This is a genomic window from Proteus sp. GOKU, from assembly GCF_015475555.1.
Classification (GTDB): Bacteria; Pseudomonadota; Gammaproteobacteria; order Enterobacterales; family Enterobacteriaceae; genus Proteus; species Proteus mirabilis_B.
Map to the genome: position 1 here is coordinate 1639802 of NZ_CP034105.1, position 24941 is coordinate 1664742.

Here is a 24941-nt window from a genome sequence, read left to right on the forward strand (position 1 = left end):
TTTTTATGTAGTTGCAAATGTGTATAGGATTGGTGTCAGTACTGCTATAAATTGAAAAAACGCTCCCATAATAATTATTTTTTTTGAAGGGTTTGGATAGTTTGATATGGCGTAGTTGGCTAAAGCTAAGGCTCCAACTATAAAATATAATGATAACTCTTTATGATTATTTTCTATATAAACTCCAATGAATAGTAAAATAAAATATCCTAAAAAAGCTAAACAAGATAACTTTATTTTTATCCTATTTGGTTCGAAATCATTAGGTTCAAATTGCCTTTCGTTTTTCTTTACTTTGCTCATTTATAACTTCCGATTTTTTATTGATATATGGTAATTAAACTTGAAGATTTTTATTGTTTCAATTGTTTTATTTTGGTATTTTAAATTTATTTATTATAAACTTAATAAATTATAATTATTAATTGTCATATTAATGAAGTTTTTAAATTATTTTATAATTAAATAAAAAATCATGTAGTAACATTAGGATTATTTTTAAAAGGTACTCCCAATAGCCTCCCTTCCCGCGGGGCGGGGGCTTCGCGGAAAACGCCAAATTTTTTCATTTTATTTCAATATCATCACTACTTAATCAACCTATTGATTTTTAAATATATAAATAATAAATGTTGATTTGTGGGGGTTTTTTGTTCATCAACATATTTTACGTTCCATTATTTTCTACAGAAATTTTTCTTAATATTCATAAGAATGTGATGTAGTAACTTGTATTAATTACATTCAGCACGTATATCATAATTTATTATTCACAATGGAATTTTCATAATGAAACTTGAAAAGAAATTAATGTTACGTGTTTTTGGTGCAAGTAAGCGTGGTAAAACACAAACACTAATTCAATTGATTAGAAAATTAGGATCAGATAAAAGCTATTCTGTTTGTTTAGAACCGAAAAAAAAACCTTTTGCTAAAAATGACGAAATAGCTATTTTTGAGAAAAAAGGTTTAAAAATAGGGATATCCACAGGTGGTGACAACGAAAAAATTATAAAAAAAGCAGTAGAAGAGTTAATTGGAGAAAATTGTAATTTCATAATTTCTGCAACAAGAACTAGAGGCCAGACAAAAAAAGAACTTTATAAACTGGTCAACGAACATGAATACCAAAAGCAATGGTTCAAGAAAAATACCAATATAGATTATTGGTGTAATAAATGGCCTCATAAAGGTGATGCTTTTGAAAAAAGAAAAACCGCATATTTTAAAAAATTAAACGAAATAGACGCTCAATTTCTTTTTGACTATATTGATTCCCTAACACAATAAAGTTAAATACCATTGTGAACACCCGCTTAATGCGGTTTTTTTTATTTCACTATTTACATGCAATGATGGATCAAAAACTCAAACAGCTAAAACTCAATATTAGCCAGGTAGCTGCATTAAATGAAGAGGAAAAACCTGCACTTGCTGAGGTTTTATTTGCAGGCCAAATATCAACCATTAGTGTGACAACGGGGGAAGAGAATGAAATGGATAAAATAACCAGAAAAATTAAAGTTAATGAAAACGAGCTACGTGTTATTTTAAAATAAGTCCAAAGCCACTTTAGCTAAGTGGTCTCTTAGCTCCCACTTTCAAATAACTCCTCATTATCACTAATGCCTATTTTTACCTAATAATAGTGAATCGCTTACAATTACCGTATTAACTATTCAAAAAGTGGAATATTAATATAATATTAACGGAATTAATTAATGTAGGCTTTTTTAGTAAGCAACAAGGAATTTGTATGCGTTTTCTAATGTCGATTATTTACCTTAATCTGAGCTTGGCGTCTTTTCCATCAATGGCAATTGATGATGTTGATGACGATGGCACTATGACTGCCAGCTATTCAGGAGAATTATTTGATTGTCGTCAAGAGTTAATTAAGTTAATCGCCAGTAGTAACCATGCGTTAATTCGAGCGGAGCGTGTCACTACAGATAAGCTTGATCTTTTCATTGATAGGCGTGAGGGAGACGAACTGATAATTCAGCTTTCTGATAAAAGCCAAAAACCATCTAATGAATCTCCTGGTGCAGGCATGTTGGGGTGGGTTTCATATGATCTGAAAAGAAATCAACTGGAAGATGTAAGCACCAGTGAGGCCTTAACGTTCAATCATTCTCAAGGGCAAAGAATGCAGTCATGCCTCAAAAAAGAGGAAGAATGTCATCAAATTTTGAATACTATCCGACTGCAACCCTTCATCGCACAGTCACCAAAATGGCGTGTAATAGGGAAAGGAAGAGCCTATTTTCACGCAGCTCCGACAGAGCAATGTCGCCATAATAATTGGTTTGTAGTACCCGGCGATATTCTTCAAATCAATGGGATGAGAGCGACAAAACCAGTTGATGGAGATAATAATGATTGGTTATTGGTTGGATACGGTGATGCGCATGGATGGATAAATGTGAATAGATTAGAGCCAGTAGATGAACCGACAGAGTAAACGCTGGTCATCATTTATATTTACTTAGACTTAAAAGAGTACAACGACTCTTGGCTGTTTGCTTTGAGCGAGTAGCGGAAATTGATACTCCGGTATATCTTCCATGCTTTCTGAGTCTTTTAAATCAGCATTGGTAGATCACTTATTGGGTTTATTTTCAATATATTGGGATAATTGGCTTAGATAAGACATTGATAGGTTTACTCATGCTAACACCATTATCAGAAATTATTGGTTATTCCGAAAGCGAATTACAGAGTTAGAGTAAATAATTAAATGGTTGCAGAATTACATTGGAGAAGAATGTTTGAAATAAAAAACATTAATTAAACTCTCAGCATTATTTTGATAAATAAAAATGAAATTAAATTTTAATTCATTAAAATAATGTTATTTTTAATACGTATTAATACCTATTGGTTTATATTATTTAAAATTAGTTTATCTAATTGTCAGGTTTTATTTTTAATTGTTTTTTTTTGCAAATAGTATTTTTTTTAATTGACTCTGGAGTTGACTCCATACTTATACTTTAATCAGAAACACAAGTAAGGACTAACAAAAAGCCTTAATAAATAATTATTACTCCCTAGGAGGATTTATGAAAAAATTATTAATGGTTGGAGTGTTAAGTGCAGCAGTGTTAAGTTTATCCTTTAATGCAATGGCTAATTATAATGAAAATCACCAAGCAAATAGTGGTGGATTTGTTTCACAATCAACATCTGTTACTAGTATATCAAATGTAGATAATCTCCCAAATAATAGCACAATAATTATTGAGGGATTTATTGTTAGAAATATTAACCATAACGTCTATGAATTTAAAGATGATTCTGGAAGTATCCGTGTAAAAATTGATAATGATAAGTGGAATGGACTTAATGTCTCATCTGATACAAAAATTCGGATAGAAGGCAGAGTTGATAACCACCTAGTTCAAGATGAAATAAACGTAGGTAGAATATCTCTAGTAGGGCAATAACAACTAATCAAGGTCGTGCAAAGCATGACCTTGATTTTAATAGAAATTACAAAAAATAAAAGGGAGTGTAATAATGAGACTATTAAAAGATCCGATTAGTTATTTATTTATAATAATCTTAATTGCTATATCCTTTATTTATCGTGACTCGATTTTATTACTTTATAATTATGTTATATCTCAACAAGATTCAATTTCTAAAATTTTAGATAGTGTTAATAAAGTTGCAGCGCTATTATAAATAGCTACCAGTTAATCGTGATATAACATATTGATTGCGATATCTACGTCGATATCTTTTAATTACAAAATTTCATCGTCAAATATACAGCACAAAATTAAAACTAATAATGTTATTTAAGAGCATTCCTTGATAAAAATATTTCTCGCATCATTGGTGTAATTTCCCAACAATCACTTAGATCTTCATTATCAAAGCTACACCAATGAAAAATAGTATATGCATGTAGAGGGTATTCTTGCTGTAATAATGTGCTAACTTCTGATTTATATTTATCAATATGAGTGTCTTGCTCTTCTAGTGCTTGCAGTATAAGCATCATTAGTGTGAACTTTTGGTCATCATCAGATAGTTTTTTATAATGTGAAATATATTTATCTATATGCTGAGGGATCGAGACAATATAAGCCCAATCTTGCATCCAACGTTCATTGGGTAAATTCAAATCTGTGGCTAATTGTTCGATTGCAACAGCTGTTTCATAACGTGGAGAAGGGGGATTATACATAGTAAGGTCCTTATTGATTTTGTATCTCCAAGTAAAAAATTATTGTAATAGTAGCAGTATAATTAAAAAATGATACTAATAAAGCTATGTTATATAGTGTTACCACTAACTCAGTAGAGTAAAATCGTGTAAAATTAACTTTTGGTGTTATTAATAGTGTTAGTTGATGGTTTTTAAATTGAATATTTTAGGGTGGCATGGCTATTATATAATATAATTGTTGTTTTCTTCAAAATAAATAGATTGGGACTGGCATGAAAAAATATTCTTATTCTCAGTTATTCAGTTACACATTTGCAATTTTATTTATTATAACTGTATTCTTCTATTGGAAATTTGAGGTTAAAGAGTACGTTATAATTTCAAATATATCGATTAAAATAGCATTGGGGATCTCTGCTATTGGCTCACTAGTCTGCTTTTTTTTCATATATAAGAAAGCAACTTTTAATAAGACAGTAAAAAATTTATTAATGTTTCCTTTAGCATTATTTATTATTATATTTATTAGTGAATACTTTATACTTTCTAGTATCGTTTATTTTACTGGTGGAGAGATAAGCAGTTACAAATCCAGTTATTTATACGTAGAAGGAAGCAGATCATGTTCTGGTATAAAAGTAAATGATGAAAATGAAGGTGAAATAAAGGTTTGTGCTAAAATTGTTCACGGTAATATTTATGAAACTGGAAATGCAGTAATTTTGAAGAAAACAAACATGTTAGGTTTTGAGTTAATATCAGCAAAAACATACTAATATAAAACCGAAATAAAAACCTCATTATTTAATGAGGTTTTTATTTGTTGATTTTTTAAAATGGGAAATAAAATTATTAAAAGTTCATTCTAAATCCTACTGTTGCATATATTGGAGTTTCTATTTTATTACCATTTTGATAGTTTATTTCGGTATAAAAAAGAGCATCATTACCTATATTTGTTGTCAAACCAACGCCGTACTTACCCACATTCCCAGAATAATGACTATCAAATGATATGTTATTAATCTCTACTGTATTATTTTTAATAAATTCACGAGATATTGCTGCTTTTATGTAAGGCTTAACATTGTGGTTTGCAATCAGTAAATTACTCTCTAATGTGGCTCCAAATGCACCTTTTAAGCTATCAGCATCGTGGATATTTACTTTCATACCATTATCTAATACATAATGTGACTTACCAATATGAGAATAAAGGATCTGGTTATATGGTGTAAGTAGCAATTCATTTGAAATTTCAATAGGGTAGCCTATTTCTGTCGATGCTGTAACCGTATTTTGATTGTAATTTCCTTTAACTCTATTTCCTTCATTCATATTAGTGTTGATTTCATTATTAAGGTGATTCATCTTAAATAAAGAATCCACATAAAAACCTGAGTAATTAAGCCATGTTAAATAGATACCACCGCCATAGCTATTAATATCACCATTATTAATATTTTCGGATTTGATCTTACTCTTAGTATAAGAAGTTATTAAACCAAATAGTAATTGATCATTATTTATGGCTATTTTCTTATCTATACCAATTTGCATTCCATTTAAATTAGAATGGAATTGACTATAGCCTTTATCGTTAAAATGAGAATTATCATTTAAGTATCGAACCCATACACCTAGATCATTCGTATTTTCACGTAAGAACCCCATTCTTTGGCGTAAAGTACTCGTTTCAATACTCAATATATGCTGTGGTGCTGAAGCCATATTAATAACGGCTTGAGCACTATTACTTAATATAGGCTGACTCACACTTGGCTGTTTAGAGGTATCAGGCTGTTTAGAGGTATCAGGCTGTTTAGAGGTATCAGGCTGTTTAGAGGTATCAGGCTGTTTAGAGGTATCAGGCTGTTTAGAAGTATCAGGCTGTTTAGAAGTATCAGGCTGTTTAGGAGTATCAGGTTGTTTAGAAGTATCAGGCTGTTTAGAGATATCCGATTCACCATCTTTTCCACCTACAAGATACCACTCTGTATGACCATCATTAGTTTTACTATTTAGCTTATATTTCCAAACACCAACTTCAACATTACCGCCTTTATTTAATAAATTAAAACTAGCATCACCACTATTTACATAAACTAATTGAACATTTTTAGGATCAGAGATCTCCTCTCCGCTATCATTTATTTTTAATCCAAAATGTCCAGTTGCATGATCTGAAATATAAATATTATCGCTCAAACCGTCGGCTAAGCGGCTAGTTAAAATAAAAGTACCTTCACCAGTGAGTGTTTTTAATTCAAGTCGATTAAATTGCATGCCAGAAGCATAATAATCCATTTCAAGTTGGCTACCAGCTTGCATCTCTAAATTGTTAATATGAGTGATTAATTCTGGGCCTGGTTTTTCTTGTCTCGGGGCATCACCATCATCACCATAAATTTCGTTCCATGAAGGTACAATATACGTTTTACCTGCTAGTGTTAAATTTTCTATAAAGATGTTAGCTGAAGGAACAGGATCATTTTTGGATACATCAGTAGTTTCAGTATCAATGTTATCAATATATAATTCGGCACTTTTATCTATAAATAATTTACCTATAGATGATGAATTTGCGTTCATATCAATATTACTTGTACCTGTTACTACAGTATCTTTAATCGTGGGAATACCCACGTCTTTTATACCATGATCATACATACTAATATTGGCATCATCTTTAACAATTGTACCTATTGCTAGGCTGTCACCATTCATTCGTAATACTGACTCATCTTCAAGAATAATATTTTGAATTTTATGGTTATTATCTATATAAAGATTTGTTTTATTGCTATAAGTTGAATTAGATGTAATTTCATTATTAAAGAGATGATTGCCCGTTGTACTATTTTCTTTGGCATAAACTGAACCCGCTAAGAAAGATAATATACTTATAGTAATAATATTTTTACTAAAATGTTTATTCAGTAGCATAAAAAATGACCTTTTTATTTTTTATTGTGAAATAACTATTAAATTATTCTTAATGATCATATTGTTTGCTTTATTTATCAATTTAAATAACCTTAAAAAAATACATTTAGAATATAATCTTTCTTAAGGTGAACTCTATTAAAGAAAAATATAATTATTTATTATATAGAATAATATATCTTAGGTGAGTTATTTGGCTTATGGTGTTTTTTATTTTAAAAAACACCATAAGATAAAGATAAGAGAGTAATATAATAGCTAGCTATTATATTTTAGGTGCTTTGTATACTAAGATAGCAGTAAATATAGCCCATAAGAAACTGATGACTTTAAACCATTTAGGATACTTTTTTTGTAGAGAAAACCAGCAAAAAATAAAAGGGACCCACAAAGTGGCAACGGCTAAAATGGCAAATTTTGTTTTATAAAACCTTTTTGCTTTGAATTCTTTTTTAACTCTTTTTTCAATTTCTTTACCATTTCTTTCTACTTCAGCTCTTTCACTATTCCATGATGGATATTTATTATCTAACCAGCGAGTTATACCAAATAATGAGGTGGTAATTCTATTCTTTGCATGTTGACTGGTGTCACCAGAATATTTAATTTCTTGAATAATTTGAAAAAATGATACGGTAAGCCTAAGAAATTCACCGTTTAATTTTTCAAAATGCAATGGTTTGTCAGAGTTAGGGCTTTTACTTTTTTTCTCTGATCTTTCAAAACAACCAATCATTGTAGAAACTTCATCAACAGCTTTATCTACAAATTTATTAAACTCTATTTTTTGAATTTCTTGTGGTGATGGGCCATCATCAGAAAGACTAATTCTGTATGTAGTTCCTAAACCAGGAAAAATTGAGTTTCTTTTTCTTACATCGGCTTTTACGGTTCTTTTAGGGTTTAGAAACATGAATGATACCTATCTATTTTTTAGTCATCATGAATATGTTAATGTTTTTCCTAGAAATAAACAACGAACTATATCGCAAATATCCTATCGATAGCGCACTGCCAGTCATCTTTAAATGATGATTTTGTAAAACCCTGTAAGTCAGACCGTTCTGTTACTGTTTTATGCCAATATTTTCTCTTTTACAAATGGGGAATTATTATGTCTACAATGAAAACAGAAGTTATAGTTATTCGTTTAACAAAAAAAGAACGTGCATTATTGGATTCAATAAAAACAGCACCACTACTTGCAGATTGGATGAAGGAATTAGCACTTTCTAAATTACAAGAGCAAGATATTTCATCTAATAAATAGCTACTAATGCCGACGAGAAGGAATTTAGTCGGCATCATTATTTTATTATTTATACTATAAAATAGAATAGTAACAGTAATAATAGATTATAATTTATGCATGTTAAATTTTAAGGTAATAAGTATGGATACTAATAAAACTGAAAATAAAGTGGTGGGAAAGGGAATATTAATGGCATTTTGGGTGGGAGGATTGGTTGTTGCAGGATTACTTATCTACAATGAACTAAGCTCACATTCTAATTCAGGTGGTTGGTCAAGCTTATCCAGAGCCATAACAGCGGCTTTTATTATTTTGGGTGCTGGGTTCTATTGTTTTATCTGTTTTTTTATTGCATTAAATGAATGGTTAGATAATCGTAAAAATGAATACGTTAATATAGTGAGAGTTAAAATAGCCTTAATACTGCATGGCTTAGTTTCTATAGTTGTAGGGCTACTTGCTTCACCATTATTATTTAAGTGATATTAGCTTAATGAAACAAGCTGAGATAGATGTGAACAAAAAAACAGCTATTGATTAATAACAGTCTGATGTATGTACTCGTTGAAACTGATTAAGTGACATGGGATTAAATAATTTTAGTCTGAAAAAACAGTTAAATAGAGTTAAAGAGACTTGGATCTGTTGTAATGAAAAATGATATCAATAATGATTTTTAATAAAAAAGCCCAATGTGGCGGCATTGGGCTTAGTGACTCGAATAGATGGGTATAAAAAAACTATTAGAGATCGCTATAAATGTAGTGAATTTTCATTTTATAAATTAACAATAAATGCTTTTTTTTTAGTAAAAAGTGCTTTTGCACCTTATGTCGTCCAGTTTTAAGACAAATTGACGTTTTTTCATTCTTTTTTGTCAATCGGGCTTTTGTAGATCCACTTGTTTTTTTACTTTTTGCTATGTGAATAGATAGGCGATGTTCTCTTTATCAATACTTGGTAGATAACGATAAGCTGATTATAATCAAGAATTAATAAACTCTTTTATCGAGTATTCCTTGTAAAATTGAAGATGTAACATGAATAAAAACAATAAATTATTTATTACAGAACAACAAAAAATAATGTGTGAAAAATATGATGTTTCACCTCAAGAACCTGAAGAAATGGTCGCGATTGCTCTAGATAACTTAAGTGGTAATCCTATTTATGGAACTCGTATAAAACAATCAGAAGGCGATACTATAAGTTGGTTTTTTTATTGTGAGAAATATTGTGCAAGAAATGATTTTTATCAACCATTACATACAGAACATTTGGAAGAACTGCTACCTGAAGTAATAAATTACCTTTATTTACCAGAAGGGTATAATTTTATTATTGATAGAGAAGGATATGAAGATGTTTGGTTTGAAGAGACAAATTAAATAAGTATTTATCATTATTTTATAATTTTTAGACTAAGTAGATTTACATTTTATATATATTCTTATGCATTGAAATTTATAACTATGTTAAGAGTACACTAATATAAAAATGTTAAGTTATTTTAAAAATTAAAAATATTAATTGATATTGGTCTTGTTTTTAACATAAAGACAATGACAGGCAGGTCGGTTTGGGTAAATATCATAAGAGCATTTAACTCACAATTAATAAGGAAGGTAGCTATTTATGTTTCCAGAATATCGTGATTTAATTTCAAAACTTCGCCAAACTGATCCTCATTTTCGTGCTCTTTTTGAACAACATAACGAACTTGACCATAAAATTGTTAGATTAGAGCATAAAGACAGAAGAGGATATGGTGAAGAAGTTGTTGAGCTAAAAAAACAAAAATTAAAACTGAAAGAGGAAATTCATCAAATCCTCAAAAATCCACCGGAAGAAGAGTGAGTAATAAAAAATAATTACTCTATAAATACATAAAGATGCAGAAACCATCCAACTAAAAAGGGATGGTTTTTCGTTTTTAGAAAAACAGTTTATTTTTGAATGAAAAATTATATAAACCAAATGGTTTTATTTATAAAAAAGGCTACATTGTAGCCTTTTAACTGTCTAGGTTCTAAAAATAATAATGATAATTTAGTTATGTATTATGTCAAAATTCGTCTTTCCAAAGCACATCAAAATGATGTAAGTTTATTTTATAAACAGCTCTAACATTATCATTAATATAATGTTTATAAATATTTTCGTCAGAAAAATAAGTAGACACAGCTAACTCACATTCTGATGATATTTTTCGTGGTGCATCAATAATTTTTGAGGACAAATTATCTTGTTGGAGTTGTTGCTGAAGTTTTTTTACAGCATATTGTTCATGAAAAAGAAATAAGTAGTTATGCATCATTTTTGCTAATTCCATTATCTTTTGCTTTATTTACAGCATAGGTATAAATAGCAGCAACAATGACAGCAAACAATAAACCAATAACAACAACTAGTTTACCATTATCCGTAACACCAGCAGGACTTGAGGCATAAGAGAAGTTATGAGCAAAAGCGGCTCCTACTAACATACCCATGACGCTTACAGCAGCGTCTGAGTTACCTTGACCAGCATTAGCTAGTTGTCGTAATGGGCAACCCGTAATGAGAACACCACATAAGCCTACAAGTACCATAGAGAGAAAATTCCATAGTCCATCGCTGTGGGCTATAGGTTGATTTTCAAAACCAAGGTTAAACTTGCCTAAATAAAGATTACCTAAAAAAACAACAAGTGTTAATGCGATTACACCAAACGCCATATTATAGTTACGTGATAAAAATACATGCTTTGCCATTCCAATAAAGCAGAATCTTGTGCGCTGAATAATAAAACCAATAATAAGTCCTGCGATAATAGACATCCACACTGGCGCATGACTTGCTCCAGGGCCTTTTACACTGGCATTGAATATATCACTGTTCCATAAGAATAAAGCAAATAGGAATACACATATAATAGGTAAAATAAAACCTTCTATAGGGGATTGGCGATAATTTCTTGGGAGAGAAAATCCTTTTTTAACAAATAAGCTACCTATGCCGATCCCTATTATTAATCCAACTAATCCTATTACAGCATTCAAATCACCGGCACCGATACGAAGTACCATTCTTAATGGGCACCCTAAAAAAACTAAACAGCCTGCCATCATTAGAAAGCCTAGTGTAAAACGAATAATAGGTGCAGAGCCTGCTTTTGATTGAAATTCTTTGAAGATAAGAGCTGCAACAAAAGAGCCAAGAATAAAACCGAATATTTCAGGGCGAAGATATTGAACTGTTTCGGTGTGATGTAAGCCCATACCTCCTGCGCTATCGCGAATAAAACAAGCCACACACACACCCATATTAGGTGGGTTTCCGTTAATGCCGAGAAGTAACGCGATAGCACCAATAACAAATCCAGATAGAATTAAAACCCATTTTATAGACATTAAATGCCTCCGTTGATGGGGGAGTCCCCCTGACTAATAGAACCTATTAAGTACGGAGCAACTATATATAAGAATAACGTATGATTCTTTTATATAGATCACGTCAAAATTAATAAAATAAATAATATTAAGTTTTACAATTTAAGAGTGTTAATTTAATTGGCAATAAGTTAATTATTATTTAAATAACTTATTGCTAATAATGAAGGATGGAAGTTGACTTTTATAAGTCGGTTAATTTAATTATTTATCTCTTTTTTCCATTTTTTATATGCATTTGTAATTACTGGTGCAATTTTGTCATAATTATCCCATGAGTTTTCAACGTAATATGAAGAAGAGAGCCCCTGAGCTAGAACACGCTCGAAATCTTCGAAATAGTTATTATTTTCTGATTCGTAATAATGTTGTGTAAAAGCATATCCTTCATCACTCAAATCATCACTAATAAATTTTTCGTCGCAAACTTGGATAAGAAATGCAAGACCATCCATTTCTCTTTTACGTACCATTTCTAACTCTTCAATTGCATCTTCTTGTAGATCTTCACTTTCTAAATTGTTTTCAATAATCCAAGTCAAATAGAATCCTATATGTATACCTCCATTTTCAGGTGGTAGGTCATCAGGAAAATCACCATAAGCGTGCCAGTCGATTCTATCAATTGCCATTTTCTACCTATATTAGTCAGTGGAGATAATTTGATTATAGCGTGTATTATCGATATACAAATAGTAGTATTACTATAAAAATCAAATTACTAGTGAGTAAGAATAATATATTTATTTAAGAATAATAAATCAATATGTTAAATAATTCTGAAAATAGCAGGCTAATTTCAATTATCATATTTTGATTTTGTTTGTTATTTTAATCATTATTAGATGATATTTTATTTTTTAATTAAGATAATACTTATCCCTCTTTTGTTTTTATTTGAGATAATGCTGACTTAAGAAAAATAATGGAAGTTACTTTCTAACTGTTAAAAATACTTAAAGGATATTTATGAAAAAGCTTATTCTAGCATTGGGTCTATTATCAATTTCTTCTATCGCTGTTTCTGCTGATTTATCTAAAGCATGTGAAGATTATTTTAAAGAAACTGACTCTTATGTTGAGTTAATGGCAAAAAACGATGCAACTAAAGCTCAAGCAGAAGCGATGAAAGCGCAATATGCTCAAGCTAAAGAACAATTTGCAGCATTACCTAAAGATGTTCAAGAAAGTACTTGTAAACAAGCTTTAGATTCTTTAGAGCAAATGAAAAAAATGTCAGCAGCTCAATAAAATTTATTTTGTTGCTATAAGCCTTATAACTTCAATTGTTATAAGGCTTTTTTTGAGTAAAAAACAAAAATATTCCCTATATTGTATTATTTTTCATTTTCTTTCTATTTTTATTTATTCTTCTTACTTTAATTTTTATTTATTTGATGTTAATTTAAAATGCCTTCTCTAAGAAAGAGTATTAATAATGAATATTGTAGTCTATATTGCAACAAGTTTAGATGGTTATATTGCTGATAAACAAGGTAACATTGATTGGCTTACCAATATTGAAAACCCTGAAAATTTAGACTTTGGTTTTGCAGACTTTCTTAGTGGTATTGATGCGATTGTTATGGGAAGAACAACCTTTGAAACAATAATGGGGTTTGATATTGAATGGCCCTATGAGCAACCTGTTTTTATACTAAGTAATACGATTAAAGAATTACCAGTTTCATTGCCGAATAATGTGAGTGTTTTATCAGGAAACGTCACTGAAATAATAAAAAAACTTGAAGGTGATGGCTATAAAAGAGTATATATTGACGGTGGAAAAACAGTACAAGGATTTATTAATGAAGGTTTTGTTGATGAACTCATAATAACTAGAATACCTATTTTATTAGGTGAGGGTATACCGTTATTTATACCAAATGATAAAATAATAGAGTTTACTCATCATAAAACAGAAATATATCTAGATTCTTTTGTTAAATCACACTATAAAAAACGTAATTAAATTTTATTTAGTCTATTCTATGGGCACTTAATTGGTGCCTTTTTTTATTTCTATATAAAAATAATTTAATATGGTTGTTACTATACATTTCGCTTAAGCATGATTTCTATTTATTTATATTAATTATGGATGATCTTGCTTTCCACAATTCTTATTATTTCACTTAAGTTTTTTGTTTATTCTGTATTTTTGGTGTTTTTATAGATTAAATTGTTTTTCATCATCATTTTATGAGCTGATTTTTCTATTTTTATATAAATGGCAAAATTTATTTTGTTGGTGAATTGATTTTGTGGAATAATTATTTACTCCTATTTCTTATTGATATTCAATTTATGTATTACTTTTTATTTCTATTACTTTCTGTATTTATAAGCTCTGGATGTACCACTAGTAAAACAACTCAGGCCAAATTAATTGAAACTCACGGCAATAATTCCACTCCTGATAGTAACGTAGTTAATAATAACTTGGTTTTTATGTTAGGAAAGCAGTCTCGTTTTGAAATGGAAGTACAAGAAGAAAAACAAAGGCTTGGACAAGTTTTTAAAGTTGGTTTAAATGAGAAAAAACCATCAATAAACAATCAGTATTTAAACAATAATAATTCAACATTAAAGCCTATTCAGAAAATAAGTTTTACCATGCCAGTTCCTGAGCCTATCTGGAATGAGAAAAAACAAACAGTTGAATTCAAATGGAAACAAAAACCACATTATACTTTTGATGCCTACTAATACTTTAATATCAATTTAAAATTTAATTTTTTATGGAAAAATTATGCGCACAGCAATCACTTTATTATTATCTTTCCTATTACTTGGTTGTAGTACTGATAACGTTACTTTTAGTACGGGTAATTCAGGAAGCCACAGAATAGGTAGTCCAGTGTGTTCTACATTAGTTTGTGGTAAGAATACTCGAACACCAGGGGAGCAAAAAGCAATTAATGAAGCTGTTCATGAACAACAACGGGCTATTATGCGAGGAGAAAAACCTGATTTACGGATCATGGCTTCTTATTAAAAATTAACACTATTATCTATGCCAGTAATGACTACTGGCTAATAATATTTTTTAGATTTTATTAATAATAAAATTAGCTCTATTAGCTATTTCTATTTTAGGTAACTCTATTAAATTATAATTATATTTTTTATAAACAGCTATCATAGCTAAATAAGTTTCTTTAGCTTCTTTTTCTGTTTGTTTTCTTTCTTGATCTTGAGTATAGATTTCAGTCCAAGGTGGTGCAATAAACACATTCGTTGAATAACGAAATAGAGTAATTGCCTTATCAAGATGCTTGGGAATAGCTAAACCACATAGGAGTAAATATCCTGCAATATCAGGGATACCTCTATCATAGAAATAGGGCATTTTATTATTGTTTGCTTCATGCCATGAACGTAATTCCCAAATTAACATTGCTTGTGCAAAAGCATTAGGATCTATCCATGGTAATGCATTTCCCTCAATAATGCTTTGGTCTTGAATAATAGCTCTTCCTGCTTCTAAAGAGCAGGGATAGCCTCTATTTTTAAGTTCGTTTATTAGTGTGGTTTTCCCAGAGCCGGGACCACCAGTTAGTATAATGCGATGTGATTTTTTAGGCATGATGGCTCCTATAATTTTATATAATTAACAAGAAAAAAGAGAATAAAGATGATATGTAGGTAGGGGAGAGTTAACACGAGAATTATTAGAGATTAAATATACCTAAAAAATAGAACTTGAAAAAGTGCATTAGCATTAAATGTTAATATAAATCTTAACTGCTTTTATTTTATGAAAGATCAAGAAAATAGCGTAATAAATTACGCTATTTTTAGAAGAGGAAACTTAATGGCTAAATATTACGGGATACAAGGTTCTGGTGCATAGGTACTGCTTGGGAAAGCTTTAGGTAAATAACTACATTTTTTGATTGTTTCTTGTGCGCCTTCTTTTGATTCAAAAAGTGCAACACCAATTACACCTGTATTTCTTTTGTCACCTTGAGCATTATAATTTACATATCCTTCTTCAGGTGCGCCAAAACGAAAAGCGGCAACTTGTTGCTGATTTTTTCTAAAACCTTCAACAAATAAAGTATCTCCAGGTCTTAATAAATAACCTCTATTTTGATAAGAGCCAGCAGTTCCACTGATAACATCTAAGCCATCAACAGTAATAACAGCTTCGTATATTATTTTATGGCTAGTGTTATGTAAGAAAATAATATATCGCTCATTCTGTTTTCCATACAATAAATATTGATCATTTTGCGTAAAGTATAATGGCATTATATTTCTGTTTTCAGTTAAAACTGATATCTGTAATGGACTTTTGCTAACCCGTGTAATTTTTGAGTAAGAGTTGGATGGAACACCACTTTGATAAAATATAGATGTTACCTGTGAAGGCGTTTCTGATAATCGATATGCTTCAACACTTTCAGTAACAGAAGGTAAACTTTCTCCCCATTTTGTTGAAAGAGCTCTATTTTCAGTTTGCTCATTAGCAACACTTAGGCTAGTGGGATAGTTTCTCTCAATTGTTGTACAGCCTGAGGTTAGTATTAAAATACTACTCAATAATGAAAATGATGCGATTGTTTTGAATAGATTCATATTTTTTCTTTCCTTAGTATATATACGAAATTCGTTTCTAAATTTATTAATACTAAATTAGCGTTTGCGTTTTAATTTGTCTCTCAGTCAATTCTTAGGATAGTAATGTTTAAAGATAAATAACTGTAATTTAGGATAGTTTGAAGTCAAATATTATGAATTTATGGATGGGTGAAATGAAGTATATGAAAAGCAAAAATAGGATCTTTTTATTTTGAGTACTATTTTCCCTTATTTTCTTATTTAGGCATTTTATGCCAATAGCGGTATCGAATAGCAATTGAAAGAAGAGGAATTTGATTCTATTATAGAACGTATATGTTTTATTATGATCTGTATATAAGGATTGTCGTGGGTATTGTAAAAATTTCTGATGAATTACATGAGTACTTGCGAAAAGCAAGCAATGTGATGTCACGCTCTGTTAATGCTCAGGCTGAGTTTTGGATAAAAATTGGCATTCAAGCAGAGTTAAACCCAGATAAAACGTTTCCAATGATTATTAATGAAATGCTGGAAAAAGAAGCCATCAAGCAAGAAGTAGAATAAGAGGAAAAAAGAGTGGATAAAATAACGATTAAGACAGCTGATGAAATTGAATTAATGCGTGAATCAGGGCGTTTATTAGCAAAAGTTTTTACAATGCTTGATGATTTTATTGTACCCGGTGTTTCTACACTGGAAATTAACGATAAGGTTGATGATTTTATTGTCAATGAACTTCAATCTAGGCCAGCAAGTAAAGGCCAATATGGCTATGAATATGTGTTAAATACATCTATTAATGAAGTTGTTTGCCATGGTGTACCAAAATCAGATGAGCGCTTAAAAAGTAAAGATATTATTAATGTTGATATTACACTAGAAAAAAATGGATTTATTGCTGACTCTAGTAAAATGTATATTATGCCTGAAGCGTCTCCTATTGCGCGCAAATTAGCAAAAACAACGTATCAAGCAATGTGGGAAGGTATTAAAGAAGTAAAACCAGGCGCGACATTAGGTGATATTGGTCATGCTATTCAAAGCTTTGCACAAAGTCATGGATATAGCGTAGTGAGAGAATACTGTGGGCATGGAATAGGAAGAGAAATGCATGAGGCGCCACAAGTACTACATTATGGTATTAGAGGGCAAGGCGTTGAATTAAAAGAAGGTATGACTTTTACGATTGAACCAATGATAAATCAAGGTGGCGCTAAAATAAAAACTAAAAAAGATGGTTGGACTGTTGTGACAAGAGATAAAAAGTTATCTGCTCAATCAGAGCATACTATTTTAGTCACAGCAACAGGGTATGAAGTACTCACTTTACGTCCTGAAGAAGTATTACCATAATTGCAACTCGCTTATATTTATAGCCATTTTAAGAAAAAATGTTTTTTATAATCTAAAAAAATTGAATTTTTAATTAAAGTGGCTACTTAATATCCTTTATTTTTATTTATATCAATAAATTAAGTCCTAAGCTCAACAGTTTTATAAATCTGAGTTGTAAATTACACTTTGAACACTATATTAATATTGATACTCATTAAGTATTTAACGAGTCATCATTAAATGATTGCAGGATGCGATTATTACCCTATGGAAAAATAAGGATGTTAATATGGAAAACATTTCAAAAACTTTAGAAGAGTGGGGATCTTGGGTTGCCAATGATCAAGATGCTATTAATTTATTGAATAACAATAAAAAAGAAGTTATTCCAGAGCGTATAAAAATAAGAAGAAAATGCACCTGTCATAATGCTAATATTATCAATGATTTAATGAAAAGATTGATGGTGCACAATAAAGAAGATTATCAGTTACTTATTAATTATTATGTTTTTGGTAAAACATTTATTCAGCTTGCAAAATATGATCGATGTTCGGATACGTATATTGGTAAAAAGTTAAAAAAAGCGGAAGGAATAATTGAAGGTATGCTAATTTTCTCCAGAGTTAATTGAGACTACCAGCAAAAACTCGAAATTGATTAAAATAATGCTTTACGATCGTAAAATAGAGATTAAGCTAATAACACTTAGAGCAATTAAGGTATCAAAATACGATGTTTACTATAATTTTTGGACTTCAAAGATTGTATTTTAAATATTGTATTCTAACTATTGTTTTAAGTATTGCTAATAGGATGTTTAGCAAATTAAATAAATTAATTTAAACCCAAGGAGTGGAAAATATGTCAACTACATATCCAATTGTTTTAGTTCATGGTTTATCTGGTTTTGATGATATCGTCGGTTATCCTTATTTTTATGGTATCGCTGATGCATTAGAAAAGGATGGTCATAAAGTTTTCACCGCATCTCTTTCTGCATTTAACTCTAACGAAGTTCGTGGCGAACAACTTTGGGAATTTGTGCAAAAAGTTCTTAAAGAAACCAAAGCAAAAAAAGTAAATTTAATCGGTCATAGCCAAGGTCCATTAGCTTGTCGTTATGTTGCTGCAAAACATGCTAAAAGCATCGCTTCTGTTACTTCTGTTAATGGTGTAAACCACGGATCAGAGATTGCGGATCTAGTGCGACGTATTATGCGCAAAGATAGTGTGCCTGAATATATTGCTGATGCAGTTATGAAAGCTATTGGTACTATTATTTCTACATTTTCAGGTAATCGTGGTAATCCACAAGATGCTATTGCTGCATTAGAAGCATTAACGACTGAAAATGTGACGGAATTTAATAAAAAGTATCCACAAGGACTGCCAGCCATTCGTGGTGGTGAAGGTAAAGAAGTCGTAAATGGTGTTCATTACTATTCATTTGGTAGCTATATCCAAGGTTTGATTGCCGGCGAAAAAGGCAATTTACTGGATCCTACTCATGCTGCAATGCGTGTATTAAGTGCATTTTTTACTGAGCGTGAAAATGATGGCTTGGTAGGTCGTACAAGTATGCGATTAGGTAAACTGATTAAAGATGATTATGCTGAAGATCATCTAGATATGGTCAACCAAGTTGCAGGGCTAGTCGGGCGTGGTGAAGATATTGTTGCTATTTATACCAACCATGCGAATTTCTTAGCAAGTAAAAAACTTTAATTATCTTGCATACTGGTTGTGAAATAATCTAATACGAATGGCTCTAATTAATTTAGAGCCATTTTTGTTTTAATTATTGCTGGTTAATATCTTTATTAACACTGATAGAAATAGAATAGCCTAATAAATAAAGAGCTTGCTCTAGACTATCCACTTTTGAAGTTTGATTAATTTCGAGTAAACGCTCTATTTGTGAACTTGTTAAATTCATCTTTCTTGCAAGATCGGATTTTTTTGTCTTTGTTTCTAACATCGCATTATGTAACGCAATTTTTAAACAGCTAATAAGAGGTAAGTAGACAATAAAATCACCAACTTGTGCTTTGGATGGTGTCGGAATAGGCAATTTACTCGCAACAAACTCTTCAAGACCTACATGCAAAATATCAGAGGCTTCTAGCTCAATATCATCTTCTGTATAAGCAACAGCGTGTATATTATCAAAATCACGGTAGGTGATTTCGTAAGTTTCACTTTCTTCATCAAAATGAGCGACTGCTGGATAGCTGAACATAAATAACCTTTTATAGAGTTGAAAGCCATATTTATAATGAAATCACACAATATAATGTGTTTTCAAAATTCTTGTGTATAGTACTAAAGTAAAATTTTATTTATCTATTTGATATTAAATAGTATGTTAAAGATTAAAGCATATTTATCAAAAATTATCTTCATTTCTCGCTAATGTGAGAAAAAGTGAAGTAGATAGTATATCGCTTGTTAGTTGTTAGGTATTTTTAGAAAGGAGTTGTTTATGTATCCCGTTGATTTACATGCTCATACTATTGCTAGTACACATGCTTACAGTACAGTTAGTGAATATTTCCAACAAGCTAAAAAGCAGGGAATTCAATTATTTGCAATTACTGATCATGGCCCAGATATGGATGATGCACCGCATGAATGGCATTTTTCTAACTTACCGGTGATCCCTCGTATTATTGATGGTGTTGGTATTCTTTATGGTATAGAAGCGAATATTAAAAATATTAAAGGTGAAACAGATTGCAGTGAGAAAATGAGCAAGAAATTAGATATTGTGCTTGCTGGTTTTCATGATCCTGTAATGGGTTCATTAGGTTTAGTTGATAATACAAAAGCGTTAATTGCAACGATAGCAAGTGGTTGTGTTCAAATGATCACACACCCAGGTAATCCTAAATATCCCATTGATATTGCTGAAGTTGCAAAAGCAGCTGCCACTTACAATGTTGCTTTAGAAATGAATAATTCATCATTTATTCATTCTAGAGTAGGGAGTGAGAAAAACTGCATAGAAATAGCGAAAGCAGTGCGCGATGCAGGAGGATTAATTGCATTGGGTTCTGACTCACATATAGCTTCTTCACTAGGGAATTTTGATCGAGTATTGGAAGTGTTAGCCCAAATAGATTTTCCACATGAGCGTATACTGAATGTAACTCCAAGAAGAGTGTTAGATTTTCTAAAATCACATGGTAAAAAAGAGATCCCTGAATTTAGCCATTTTTAATATTGGTCTAAACCAGTAATAAGAAAGCTATCCTAAAATAAGATAGCTTTTATGCTGTGCTAAACTTAATACTTACTGATGAAAAACAGTTAATTCTTGTTTTAATCTATCAGATTGTGTTTGCAAAGAATCCAATGAACTGACTAGTTCCCGTGTCATTGTTGAGTTAGCTTGTGTTGTTTGGTCTAATTGATTTATTGCATCTTCAATTTGGGCAATACCATTACTTTGTTCATTTGTAGAAATAGAAATATCGTGGATCATTTCATTAATATTTTCAGTATGTTTAGAAATATCTACCATATTATCGTTTGCGTCAGCAGCAAGCTGAAAACACTGATTTATTTTTTTACTTGAATTAGCGACAAGTATTTTTATCTCTTTTGATGCTAAGTTACAGCTAATGGATAATTCTCTTACTTCTTTAGCAACAACAGCAAAGCCTTTTCCGTGTTCACCCACTCTTGCCGCTTCTACGGCAGCATTTAAAGCCAACAGGTTTGTTTGGAAAGCGATATTGTCAATTGTAGAGGTAATATCGTTAATTTGTTCAGAGAACGTGACAACTTCATGCATATTTTCAACAACGTTAGCGAGCATTTCATTACTTTGATGGATCATCGTATCTGTTTTTGTTACTAGCTCACATGATGTTTGTGTATTTTCTGCATGTTGTTTTGATGTCACACTTAATTGTCGTATTCCTGCTGAAGTTTCGAGTACAGCTGCTGATTGTTGTTCAACACGAATGGCAAGATTATTGTTCATAACAGCAATATCACTTAGTTCGGAATTAATAAGGCCGGAGCTGTGATTGATGTTATTGACGATCCGTTTTATCTGGTCTCGCATTTTTTGAATATTGGTAGTGAGAATATTTATTTCAAATAGACCTTTTGTGGTGACATCGGTCGCTAATTCTCCATTACTAATATCTTCGATATTTTTCATTATCGCGTTTAAAGGCGAAATAAAGTTTTTTCGCAGTACGACTTGAACTAAGAAGGAGAAAATAACAATCAAAATTGAAATGACGATTAAGCTATAAATAATTTTATCGTACAGTAACTCACCTTCGCCCAATGAAGCCGTGTAGTAATTTTCTAGTTGTTGATGATAGTTGGTATAGGCTTGCTCAAAATTATCTTGATAGGTTTGTGTTGGTTGATTTAAGTATTCGTATGTTTTGCCTTGTTCTAGAAAGGCTAAGAATTCAATTAATGCTGCATTAAGCTCAGTATATTTCTGCTCTAATTGTTGTATATAGGTTTTATTTTCAACATTATGGGGAAAACTATTGAAACTTTTCCACCCGTTTTCAACGAGTTGAAGTTTTTCTTTAGCTTGTTGTAATAATGAAGAGATATCTGTATTTGCGGTAGCCATTTTATTAATAATTAATAAGTGGCGAGAACTGGCTCTATTTAGAGTATTACGTGTTTGTAAGAGATTTTCCCAAGTATTATTTAATAGCGATTGTTCATGGTAGATATTGTTTAGTGTGTTTAAGTTTCTCTTGTAATCATTGACTGAAGAGAGGAATAAAACACAAGCTAGACCAAGAAGTAAGATTAAAGAGCCTGTAATAAGCCAAACTAAAGTGGTTGTTTTTAAACTCGACATAGTCAAAGAGACGTTTGGCAAATAACGTTGTTTGAAGTTCTTAAACATGTAATGTTATTTCCTTTTTCATAAAAATATAACTGTGTAATTTATTGATTTTTAAGTTTTATTTTTACTTCCTGTAATTGGTATAGACAAAGAATTAAGAAAAAAATAAAAATATTTTTTTAGGTCACTCTTTGATTTAATGCCATATATCCTTTTGATTTTTTCAAATACTAAAAAATAGTATCGGCATTTTATAAATATTCTTTATGCTTATTTATTACTCTAATTAATAAATTTATTAAATGTATTAATTGGTCTTGTAACGCTTTGATTTTCAATTAATTTATCTTAAATATTAAAAGTTAACGATAAATAATAAAAATGAGATAAAAGATATCATCTCAATAAATAAGTTTTAACTTGTTGATTTATTATTATTTTTATGTGACTGGTTAGCTTATTTTTAAACAATTAGATTTAAATAGTGTAAGTGTTTCTATTTATAAAATAAAAAGGTAATAATGATTAAAACAGCAATAAATTAAATTATTTTTTGTTGGTTTAAAAGAATAAATAAGAGAATCTAACGTTAAAAAGGGAGGGGAATAAAAAGATCACAGAAGAGAAAAAGTAAGAAAACAGACGAAATCACTATAAACGGAAGGTATATTACCCTCCCGTTTATAAATAAAGCTTACATCAATGATGATCCTAATGATGTGTGAAAATCTCACATAAGGTTAAGAATAAAAATAAGCTTTTAAAGCGAAATTCCTGAGAACGACATAAAACCAAGAGACATTAATCCTACCGTGATGAATGTGATCCCTAACCCTCTCAATCCTTTGGGAATATCTGAATATTTCATTTTTTCACGTAAACCAGAGAGTGCGATAATCGCAAGTAGCCAACCTATGCCACATCCAGCACCATATATCACTGATTCAGTAAATGTGTAGTCACGTTCAACCATAAAAATGGTGGCACCAAAGATAGCGCAATGAATAGTCAATAAAGGCAAAAAGATCCCTAATGAATGATAAAGTGAAGGGATAAATTTATCTAAAAACATTTCTAAAATTTGAACTAATGCGGCTAAAACGCCAATAAAAGTGATATATCTAAGAAAGCTAAGATCAATACCTTCGACTACCGCGTCTTTCTTTAGAATGAAATGATAGATTAAATTATTGATAGGCGTAGCAATAATAAGTAAGGCAGTAACAGTAAGACCTAGTTTTAATGAGGTTTTTACTTCTTTAGAGACAGCAAGAAAAGTACACATTCCTAAAAAGAAACTTAATGCCATATTCTCAACAAAAGTTGCCTTAATAAATATATTAAGGTAATTTTCAAGCATAACCCCTCCTATTAATATGTTTTTTTACTAATTCTAGTAAAAACAGTGCATTAATATAAGTGGTATTACAAAAATATCTTTAAAATTAGATCTAAATGACATTTTTTGACTAAGAAGGCGTTTTATTTGAGATAAGGAAAGTGAAATTTTCAGATAAAGATAATAAATATGGCATTCAAATGAATTTTCTATTCAATTCGTCATTTTTTACTTTTTAGTGGATAAGGTAAAACAATGCTAGAAATAACAAAGCACCAATATCTATTGATAGAATATTGGTGCTCCGATTAGAGAATTTTGATAATTTCTATGAAAAGATCTACTGAGTAAAATTGTTTATGACTTGAGGTTATTTAACATTAGTGTTTTATAATTATTTTTCTCAAGATCTTTTTCTGTAAAGCCAAATTTTGCGGCTAAGTGCTTTAATTGGTCAGCGTAGAGCGGGAGTTTGCTTTGGTCGTCCGTCATGATAGCAAATTCAGCAAATGAGCCTAGTTTATCTAATTTATCGATAGTGATATGAAACTCATCTAGAAAATAGATTTCTCTTGATTTTGTGTAATTGAGAATACAGTGGTAGCCAAGTGTGGTAAACATAGAGACTGTTTTTTCTGCATCTTCAATACGAACAGCTTCACATTGTGATAGATCAGGGCCTTTAACGATAAGAAGGTTTATTCCTGTGGGGAGCATTCTTCTTACACATAAACTGATAGTAGGAGCTGAAAATTTAGTATTATTATGCTCCATGTACCAATCTGTTTCTTGATTCTCTGGCGTAAATAATGTGGCGCCTGATTTTTTTAGTTCATTAATAAATTCTTGTGGATTTTGAAGGTGATATTTCAGTTCGGCTTCAAATTTACCTTGAAAGTGATCAGACATACGTTTTCCCTAATTTAGCGTTAATGCATTATAGCATTAGTAAAGTATCCTTCTGAGGTAAAAACGAACGTTTAGTGTTATTTCATTATTTTCTATTTTAAAAAATGATGATGAAGGATTATATAGAAATATTTAAATAGAGTAAT

Annotated in this window: 31 protein-coding genes; 18 read left to right on the plus strand and 13 right to left on the minus strand. The window is 30.6% G+C overall.

Annotated elements, in window-relative coordinates:
- Positions 1 to 3: 3 nt before the first annotated feature.
- The gene (locus tag EHE21_RS07575) at positions 4 to 303 is read right to left on the minus strand and encodes a hypothetical protein (protein ID WP_194952304.1); all 300 of its coding nucleotides are present in this window, start codon (positions 301 to 303) and stop codon (positions 4 to 6) included.
- A 486-nt stretch (positions 304 to 789) separates the two neighbouring features.
- Here EHE21_RS07575 and EHE21_RS07580 point away from each other — a divergent pair, with 486 nt between their 5' ends.
- The 4 genes from EHE21_RS07580 to EHE21_RS07595 all read left to right on the plus strand — a co-directional run bounded on the left by EHE21_RS07580 (position 790) and on the right by EHE21_RS07595 (position 3449).
- Positions 790 to 1290: a hypothetical protein gene (locus EHE21_RS07580; RefSeq protein WP_194952305.1), complete on the plus strand. Its 501-nt coding sequence runs from the start codon at positions 790 to 792 to the stop codon at positions 1288 to 1290.
- Between the two features lie 29 nt (positions 1291 to 1319).
- The gene (locus EHE21_RS07585) at positions 1320 to 1559 is read left to right on the plus strand and encodes a hypothetical protein (RefSeq protein ID WP_194952306.1); all 240 of its coding nucleotides are present in this window, start codon (positions 1320 to 1322) and stop codon (positions 1557 to 1559) included.
- Between the two features lie 236 nt (positions 1560 to 1795).
- Positions 1796 to 2464, plus strand: a complete 669-nt coding sequence (locus EHE21_RS07590; RefSeq protein WP_194952307.1) for a hypothetical protein — start codon at positions 1796 to 1798, stop codon at positions 2462 to 2464.
- 601 nt (positions 2465 to 3065) lie between these two features.
- A complete protein-coding gene (locus tag EHE21_RS07595) occupies positions 3066 to 3449 on the plus strand; it encodes a YgiW/YdeI family stress tolerance OB fold protein (protein ID WP_194952308.1) in 384 nt (127 codons plus the stop codon).
- A gap of 353 nt (positions 3450 to 3802) precedes the next feature.
- On the opposite strand, the gene EHE21_RS07600 is transcribed toward EHE21_RS07595, so the two are convergent.
- Positions 3803 to 4198 carry a hypothetical protein gene (locus EHE21_RS07600; protein WP_194952309.1) on the minus strand — a complete coding sequence of 132 codons (396 nt, stop codon included), beginning with the start codon at positions 4196 to 4198 and terminating at the stop codon, positions 3803 to 3805.
- Between the two features lie 254 nt (positions 4199 to 4452).
- On the opposite strand from EHE21_RS07600, the gene EHE21_RS07605 reads away from it, so the two are divergent.
- Positions 4453 to 4956 (plus strand): hypothetical protein, encoded by a 504-nt coding sequence (locus tag EHE21_RS07605; protein WP_194952310.1) that lies wholly within the window; start codon positions 4453 to 4455, stop codon positions 4954 to 4956.
- A 76-nt stretch (positions 4957 to 5032) separates the two neighbouring features.
- Here the strand turns inward: EHE21_RS07605 and EHE21_RS07610 are convergent, their stop codons facing one another.
- Positions 5033 to 7126, minus strand: coding sequence for an autotransporter outer membrane beta-barrel domain-containing protein (locus tag EHE21_RS07610; protein ID WP_194952311.1), 2094 nt, complete (start codon positions 7124 to 7126; stop codon positions 5033 to 5035).
- Positions 7127 to 7391: 265 nt separating this feature from the next.
- Complete coding sequence (locus EHE21_RS07615; protein ID WP_194952312.1) at positions 7392 to 8039, minus strand: hypothetical protein; 648 nt, start codon at positions 8037 to 8039, stop codon at positions 7392 to 7394.
- Between the two features lie 201 nt (positions 8040 to 8240).
- Between EHE21_RS07615 and EHE21_RS07620 the strand changes: the two genes are divergently transcribed.
- The 4 genes from EHE21_RS07620 (at position 8241) to EHE21_RS07635 (ending at position 10235) form a co-directional block, all read left to right on the plus strand.
- Positions 8241 to 8396 (plus strand): hypothetical protein, encoded by a 156-nt coding sequence (locus tag EHE21_RS07620; RefSeq protein WP_194952313.1) that lies wholly within the window; start codon positions 8241 to 8243, stop codon positions 8394 to 8396.
- A gap of 123 nt (positions 8397 to 8519) precedes the next feature.
- A complete protein-coding gene (locus EHE21_RS07625) occupies positions 8520 to 8861 on the plus strand; it encodes a hypothetical protein (protein ID WP_194952314.1) in 342 nt (113 codons plus the stop codon).
- A 557-nt stretch (positions 8862 to 9418) separates the two neighbouring features.
- Positions 9419 to 9766: a hypothetical protein gene (locus EHE21_RS07630; RefSeq protein ID WP_088495830.1), complete on the plus strand. Its 348-nt coding sequence runs from the start codon at positions 9419 to 9421 to the stop codon at positions 9764 to 9766.
- 247 nt (positions 9767 to 10013) lie between these two features.
- Positions 10014 to 10235, plus strand: coding sequence for a DUF465 domain-containing protein (locus EHE21_RS07635; protein WP_075672624.1), 222 nt, complete (start codon positions 10014 to 10016; stop codon positions 10233 to 10235).
- A gap of 208 nt (positions 10236 to 10443) precedes the next feature.
- Here EHE21_RS07635 and EHE21_RS07640 read toward each other — a convergent pair whose 3' ends face one another.
- The 3 genes from EHE21_RS07640 to EHE21_RS07650 all read right to left on the minus strand — a co-directional run bounded on the left by EHE21_RS07640 (position 10444) and on the right by EHE21_RS07650 (position 12441).
- The gene (locus EHE21_RS07640; RefSeq protein ID WP_194952315.1) at positions 10444 to 10710 is read right to left on the minus strand and encodes a putative Se/S carrier-like protein; all 267 of its coding nucleotides are present in this window, start codon (positions 10708 to 10710) and stop codon (positions 10444 to 10446) included.
- Entirely contained in the window at positions 10685 to 11770 is a 1086-nt protein-coding gene (yedE, locus tag EHE21_RS07645) for a YedE family putative selenium transporter (protein WP_194952316.1), read from the minus strand. Before yedE ends, EHE21_RS07640 begins: the two co-directional genes overlap by 26 nt.
- Before the next feature lie 239 nt (positions 11771 to 12009).
- Entirely contained in the window at positions 12010 to 12441 is a 432-nt protein-coding gene (locus EHE21_RS07650) for a hypothetical protein (protein ID WP_194952317.1), read from the minus strand.
- Positions 12442 to 12778: 337 nt separating this feature from the next.
- On the opposite strand from EHE21_RS07650, the gene EHE21_RS07655 reads away from it, so the two are divergent.
- The 4 genes from EHE21_RS07655 to EHE21_RS07670 all read left to right on the plus strand — a co-directional run bounded on the left by EHE21_RS07655 (position 12779) and on the right by EHE21_RS07670 (position 14807).
- Positions 12779 to 13060 (plus strand): DUF5339 domain-containing protein, encoded by a 282-nt coding sequence (locus EHE21_RS07655; RefSeq protein ID WP_075672621.1) that lies wholly within the window; start codon positions 12779 to 12781, stop codon positions 13058 to 13060.
- Positions 13061 to 13247: 187 nt separating this feature from the next.
- Positions 13248 to 13781 (plus strand): dihydrofolate reductase family protein, encoded by a 534-nt coding sequence (locus EHE21_RS07660; protein ID WP_194952318.1) that lies wholly within the window; start codon positions 13248 to 13250, stop codon positions 13779 to 13781.
- 290 nt (positions 13782 to 14071) lie between these two features.
- A complete protein-coding gene (locus EHE21_RS07665; protein WP_194952319.1) occupies positions 14072 to 14518 on the plus strand; it encodes a hypothetical protein in 447 nt (148 codons plus the stop codon).
- 43 nt (positions 14519 to 14561) lie between these two features.
- The gene (locus EHE21_RS07670; protein WP_194952320.1) at positions 14562 to 14807 is read left to right on the plus strand and encodes a hypothetical protein; all 246 of its coding nucleotides are present in this window, start codon (positions 14562 to 14564) and stop codon (positions 14805 to 14807) included.
- Between the two features lie 51 nt (positions 14808 to 14858).
- Here the strand turns inward: EHE21_RS07670 and EHE21_RS07675 are convergent, their stop codons facing one another.
- Both EHE21_RS07675 and EHE21_RS07680 read right to left on the minus strand, forming a co-directional pair.
- Positions 14859 to 15398, minus strand: a complete 540-nt coding sequence (locus EHE21_RS07675) for an AAA family ATPase (protein WP_194952321.1) — start codon at positions 15396 to 15398, stop codon at positions 14859 to 14861.
- A 239-nt stretch (positions 15399 to 15637) separates the two neighbouring features.
- Positions 15638 to 16393: a hypothetical protein gene (locus tag EHE21_RS07680; protein ID WP_194952322.1), complete on the minus strand. Its 756-nt coding sequence runs from the start codon at positions 16391 to 16393 to the stop codon at positions 15638 to 15640.
- Positions 16394 to 16744: 351 nt separating this feature from the next.
- Between EHE21_RS07680 and EHE21_RS07685 the strand changes: the two genes are divergently transcribed.
- The 4 genes from EHE21_RS07685 (at position 16745) to EHE21_RS07700 (ending at position 19441) form a co-directional block, all read left to right on the plus strand.
- Positions 16745 to 16942, plus strand: a complete 198-nt coding sequence (locus tag EHE21_RS07685; protein WP_036913277.1) for a ParD-like family protein — start codon at positions 16745 to 16747, stop codon at positions 16940 to 16942.
- 12 nt (positions 16943 to 16954) lie between these two features.
- Positions 16955 to 17731 carry a type I methionyl aminopeptidase gene (gene map, locus EHE21_RS07690; protein WP_194952323.1) on the plus strand — a complete coding sequence of 259 codons (777 nt, stop codon included), beginning with the start codon at positions 16955 to 16957 and terminating at the stop codon, positions 17729 to 17731.
- A gap of 271 nt (positions 17732 to 18002) precedes the next feature.
- On the plus strand, positions 18003 to 18347 hold the full coding sequence (locus EHE21_RS07695) for an antiterminator Q family protein (RefSeq protein WP_194952324.1): 345 nt from the start codon (positions 18003 to 18005) through the stop codon (positions 18345 to 18347).
- A 230-nt stretch (positions 18348 to 18577) separates the two neighbouring features.
- Positions 18578 to 19441: a lipase family alpha/beta hydrolase gene (locus EHE21_RS07700; RefSeq protein WP_194952325.1), complete on the plus strand. Its 864-nt coding sequence runs from the start codon at positions 18578 to 18580 to the stop codon at positions 19439 to 19441.
- A 73-nt stretch (positions 19442 to 19514) separates the two neighbouring features.
- Here the strand turns inward: EHE21_RS07700 and EHE21_RS07705 are convergent, their stop codons facing one another.
- On the minus strand, positions 19515 to 19955 hold the full coding sequence (locus EHE21_RS07705; protein ID WP_194952326.1) for a hypothetical protein: 441 nt from the start codon (positions 19953 to 19955) through the stop codon (positions 19515 to 19517).
- 243 nt (positions 19956 to 20198) lie between these two features.
- Here EHE21_RS07705 and EHE21_RS07710 point away from each other — a divergent pair, with 243 nt between their 5' ends.
- Positions 20199 to 20936 (plus strand): phosphatase, encoded by a 738-nt coding sequence (locus EHE21_RS07710; RefSeq protein WP_194952327.1) that lies wholly within the window; start codon positions 20199 to 20201, stop codon positions 20934 to 20936.
- 72 nt (positions 20937 to 21008) lie between these two features.
- Here the strand turns inward: EHE21_RS07710 and EHE21_RS07715 are convergent, their stop codons facing one another.
- The 3 genes from EHE21_RS07715 to cyaB all read right to left on the minus strand — a co-directional run bounded on the left by EHE21_RS07715 (position 21009) and on the right by cyaB (position 24795).
- Entirely contained in the window at positions 21009 to 22607 is a 1599-nt protein-coding gene (locus EHE21_RS07715; protein ID WP_194952328.1) for a methyl-accepting chemotaxis protein, read from the minus strand.
- Between the two features lie 700 nt (positions 22608 to 23307).
- Complete coding sequence (nqrE, locus tag EHE21_RS07720) at positions 23308 to 23907, minus strand: NADH:ubiquinone reductase (Na(+)-transporting) subunit E (RefSeq protein WP_099659653.1); 600 nt, start codon at positions 23905 to 23907, stop codon at positions 23308 to 23310.
- 336 nt (positions 23908 to 24243) lie between these two features.
- Positions 24244 to 24795, minus strand: coding sequence for a class IV adenylate cyclase (gene cyaB / locus EHE21_RS07725; RefSeq protein WP_194952329.1), 552 nt, complete (start codon positions 24793 to 24795; stop codon positions 24244 to 24246).
- Positions 24796 to 24941 lie beyond the last annotated feature (146 nt).

What these genes read in the sequence shown, in the direction of transcription:
- nqrE (WP_099659653.1), bottom strand. Translation starts at nt 23,907, where the DNA reads ATGCTTGAAAATTACCTTAATATATTTATTAAGGCAACTTTTGTTGAG.
- EHE21_RS07660 (WP_194952318.1), top strand. Translation starts at nt 13,248, where the DNA reads ATGAATATTGTAGTCTATATTGCAACAAGTTTAGATGGTTATATTGCT.
- EHE21_RS07675 (WP_194952321.1), bottom strand. Translation starts at nt 15,398, where the DNA reads ATGCCTAAAAAATCACATCGCATTATACTAACTGGTGGTCCCGGCTCT.
- EHE21_RS07625 (WP_194952314.1), top strand. Translation starts at nt 8,520, where the DNA reads ATGGATACTAATAAAACTGAAAATAAAGTGGTGGGAAAGGGAATATTA.
- EHE21_RS07600 (WP_194952309.1), bottom strand. Translation starts at nt 4,198, where the DNA reads ATGTATAATCCCCCTTCTCCACGTTATGAAACAGCTGTTGCAATCGAA.
- EHE21_RS07620 (WP_194952313.1), top strand. Translation starts at nt 8,241, where the DNA reads ATGTCTACAATGAAAACAGAAGTTATAGTTATTCGTTTAACAAAAAAA.
- EHE21_RS07680 (WP_194952322.1), bottom strand. Translation starts at nt 16,393, where the DNA reads ATGAATCTATTCAAAACAATCGCATCATTTTCATTATTGAGTAGTATT.
- EHE21_RS07715 (WP_194952328.1), bottom strand. Translation starts at nt 22,607, where the DNA reads ATGTTTAAGAACTTCAAACAACGTTATTTGCCAAACGTCTCTTTGACT.
- EHE21_RS07705 (WP_194952326.1), bottom strand. Translation starts at nt 19,955, where the DNA reads ATGTTCAGCTATCCAGCAGTCGCTCATTTTGATGAAGAAAGTGAAACT.
- EHE21_RS07640 (WP_194952315.1), bottom strand. Translation starts at nt 10,710, where the DNA reads ATGGAATTAGCAAAAATGATGCATAACTACTTATTTCTTTTTCATGAA.
- EHE21_RS07580 (WP_194952305.1), top strand. Translation starts at nt 790, where the DNA reads ATGAAACTTGAAAAGAAATTAATGTTACGTGTTTTTGGTGCAAGTAAG.
- EHE21_RS07695 (WP_194952324.1), top strand. Translation starts at nt 18,003, where the DNA reads ATGGAAAACATTTCAAAAACTTTAGAAGAGTGGGGATCTTGGGTTGCC.
- EHE21_RS07575 (WP_194952304.1), bottom strand. Translation starts at nt 303, where the DNA reads ATGAGCAAAGTAAAGAAAAACGAAAGGCAATTTGAACCTAATGATTTC.
- EHE21_RS07710 (WP_194952327.1), top strand. Translation starts at nt 20,199, where the DNA reads ATGTATCCCGTTGATTTACATGCTCATACTATTGCTAGTACACATGCT.
- EHE21_RS07615 (WP_194952312.1), bottom strand. Translation starts at nt 8,039, where the DNA reads ATGTTTCTAAACCCTAAAAGAACCGTAAAAGCCGATGTAAGAAAAAGA.
- EHE21_RS07595 (WP_194952308.1), top strand. Translation starts at nt 3,066, where the DNA reads ATGAAAAAATTATTAATGGTTGGAGTGTTAAGTGCAGCAGTGTTAAGT.
- EHE21_RS07650 (WP_194952317.1), bottom strand. Translation starts at nt 12,441, where the DNA reads ATGGCAATTGATAGAATCGACTGGCACGCTTATGGTGATTTTCCTGAT.
- EHE21_RS07585 (WP_194952306.1), top strand. Translation starts at nt 1,320, where the DNA reads ATGCGGTTTTTTTTATTTCACTATTTACATGCAATGATGGATCAAAAA.
- EHE21_RS07610 (WP_194952311.1), bottom strand. Translation starts at nt 7,126, where the DNA reads ATGCTACTGAATAAACATTTTAGTAAAAATATTATTACTATAAGTATA.
- EHE21_RS07700 (WP_194952325.1), top strand. Translation starts at nt 18,578, where the DNA reads ATGTCAACTACATATCCAATTGTTTTAGTTCATGGTTTATCTGGTTTT.
- EHE21_RS07670 (WP_194952320.1), top strand. Translation starts at nt 14,562, where the DNA reads ATGCGCACAGCAATCACTTTATTATTATCTTTCCTATTACTTGGTTGT.
- EHE21_RS07605 (WP_194952310.1), top strand. Translation starts at nt 4,453, where the DNA reads ATGAAAAAATATTCTTATTCTCAGTTATTCAGTTACACATTTGCAATT.
- cyaB (WP_194952329.1), bottom strand. Translation starts at nt 24,795, where the DNA reads ATGTCTGATCACTTTCAAGGTAAATTTGAAGCCGAACTGAAATATCAC.
- yedE (WP_194952316.1), bottom strand. Translation starts at nt 11,770, where the DNA reads ATGTCTATAAAATGGGTTTTAATTCTATCTGGATTTGTTATTGGTGCT.
- EHE21_RS07630 (WP_088495830.1), top strand. Translation starts at nt 9,419, where the DNA reads ATGAATAAAAACAATAAATTATTTATTACAGAACAACAAAAAATAATG.
- EHE21_RS07655 (WP_075672621.1), top strand. Translation starts at nt 12,779, where the DNA reads ATGAAAAAGCTTATTCTAGCATTGGGTCTATTATCAATTTCTTCTATC.
- EHE21_RS07635 (WP_075672624.1), top strand. Translation starts at nt 10,014, where the DNA reads ATGTTTCCAGAATATCGTGATTTAATTTCAAAACTTCGCCAAACTGAT.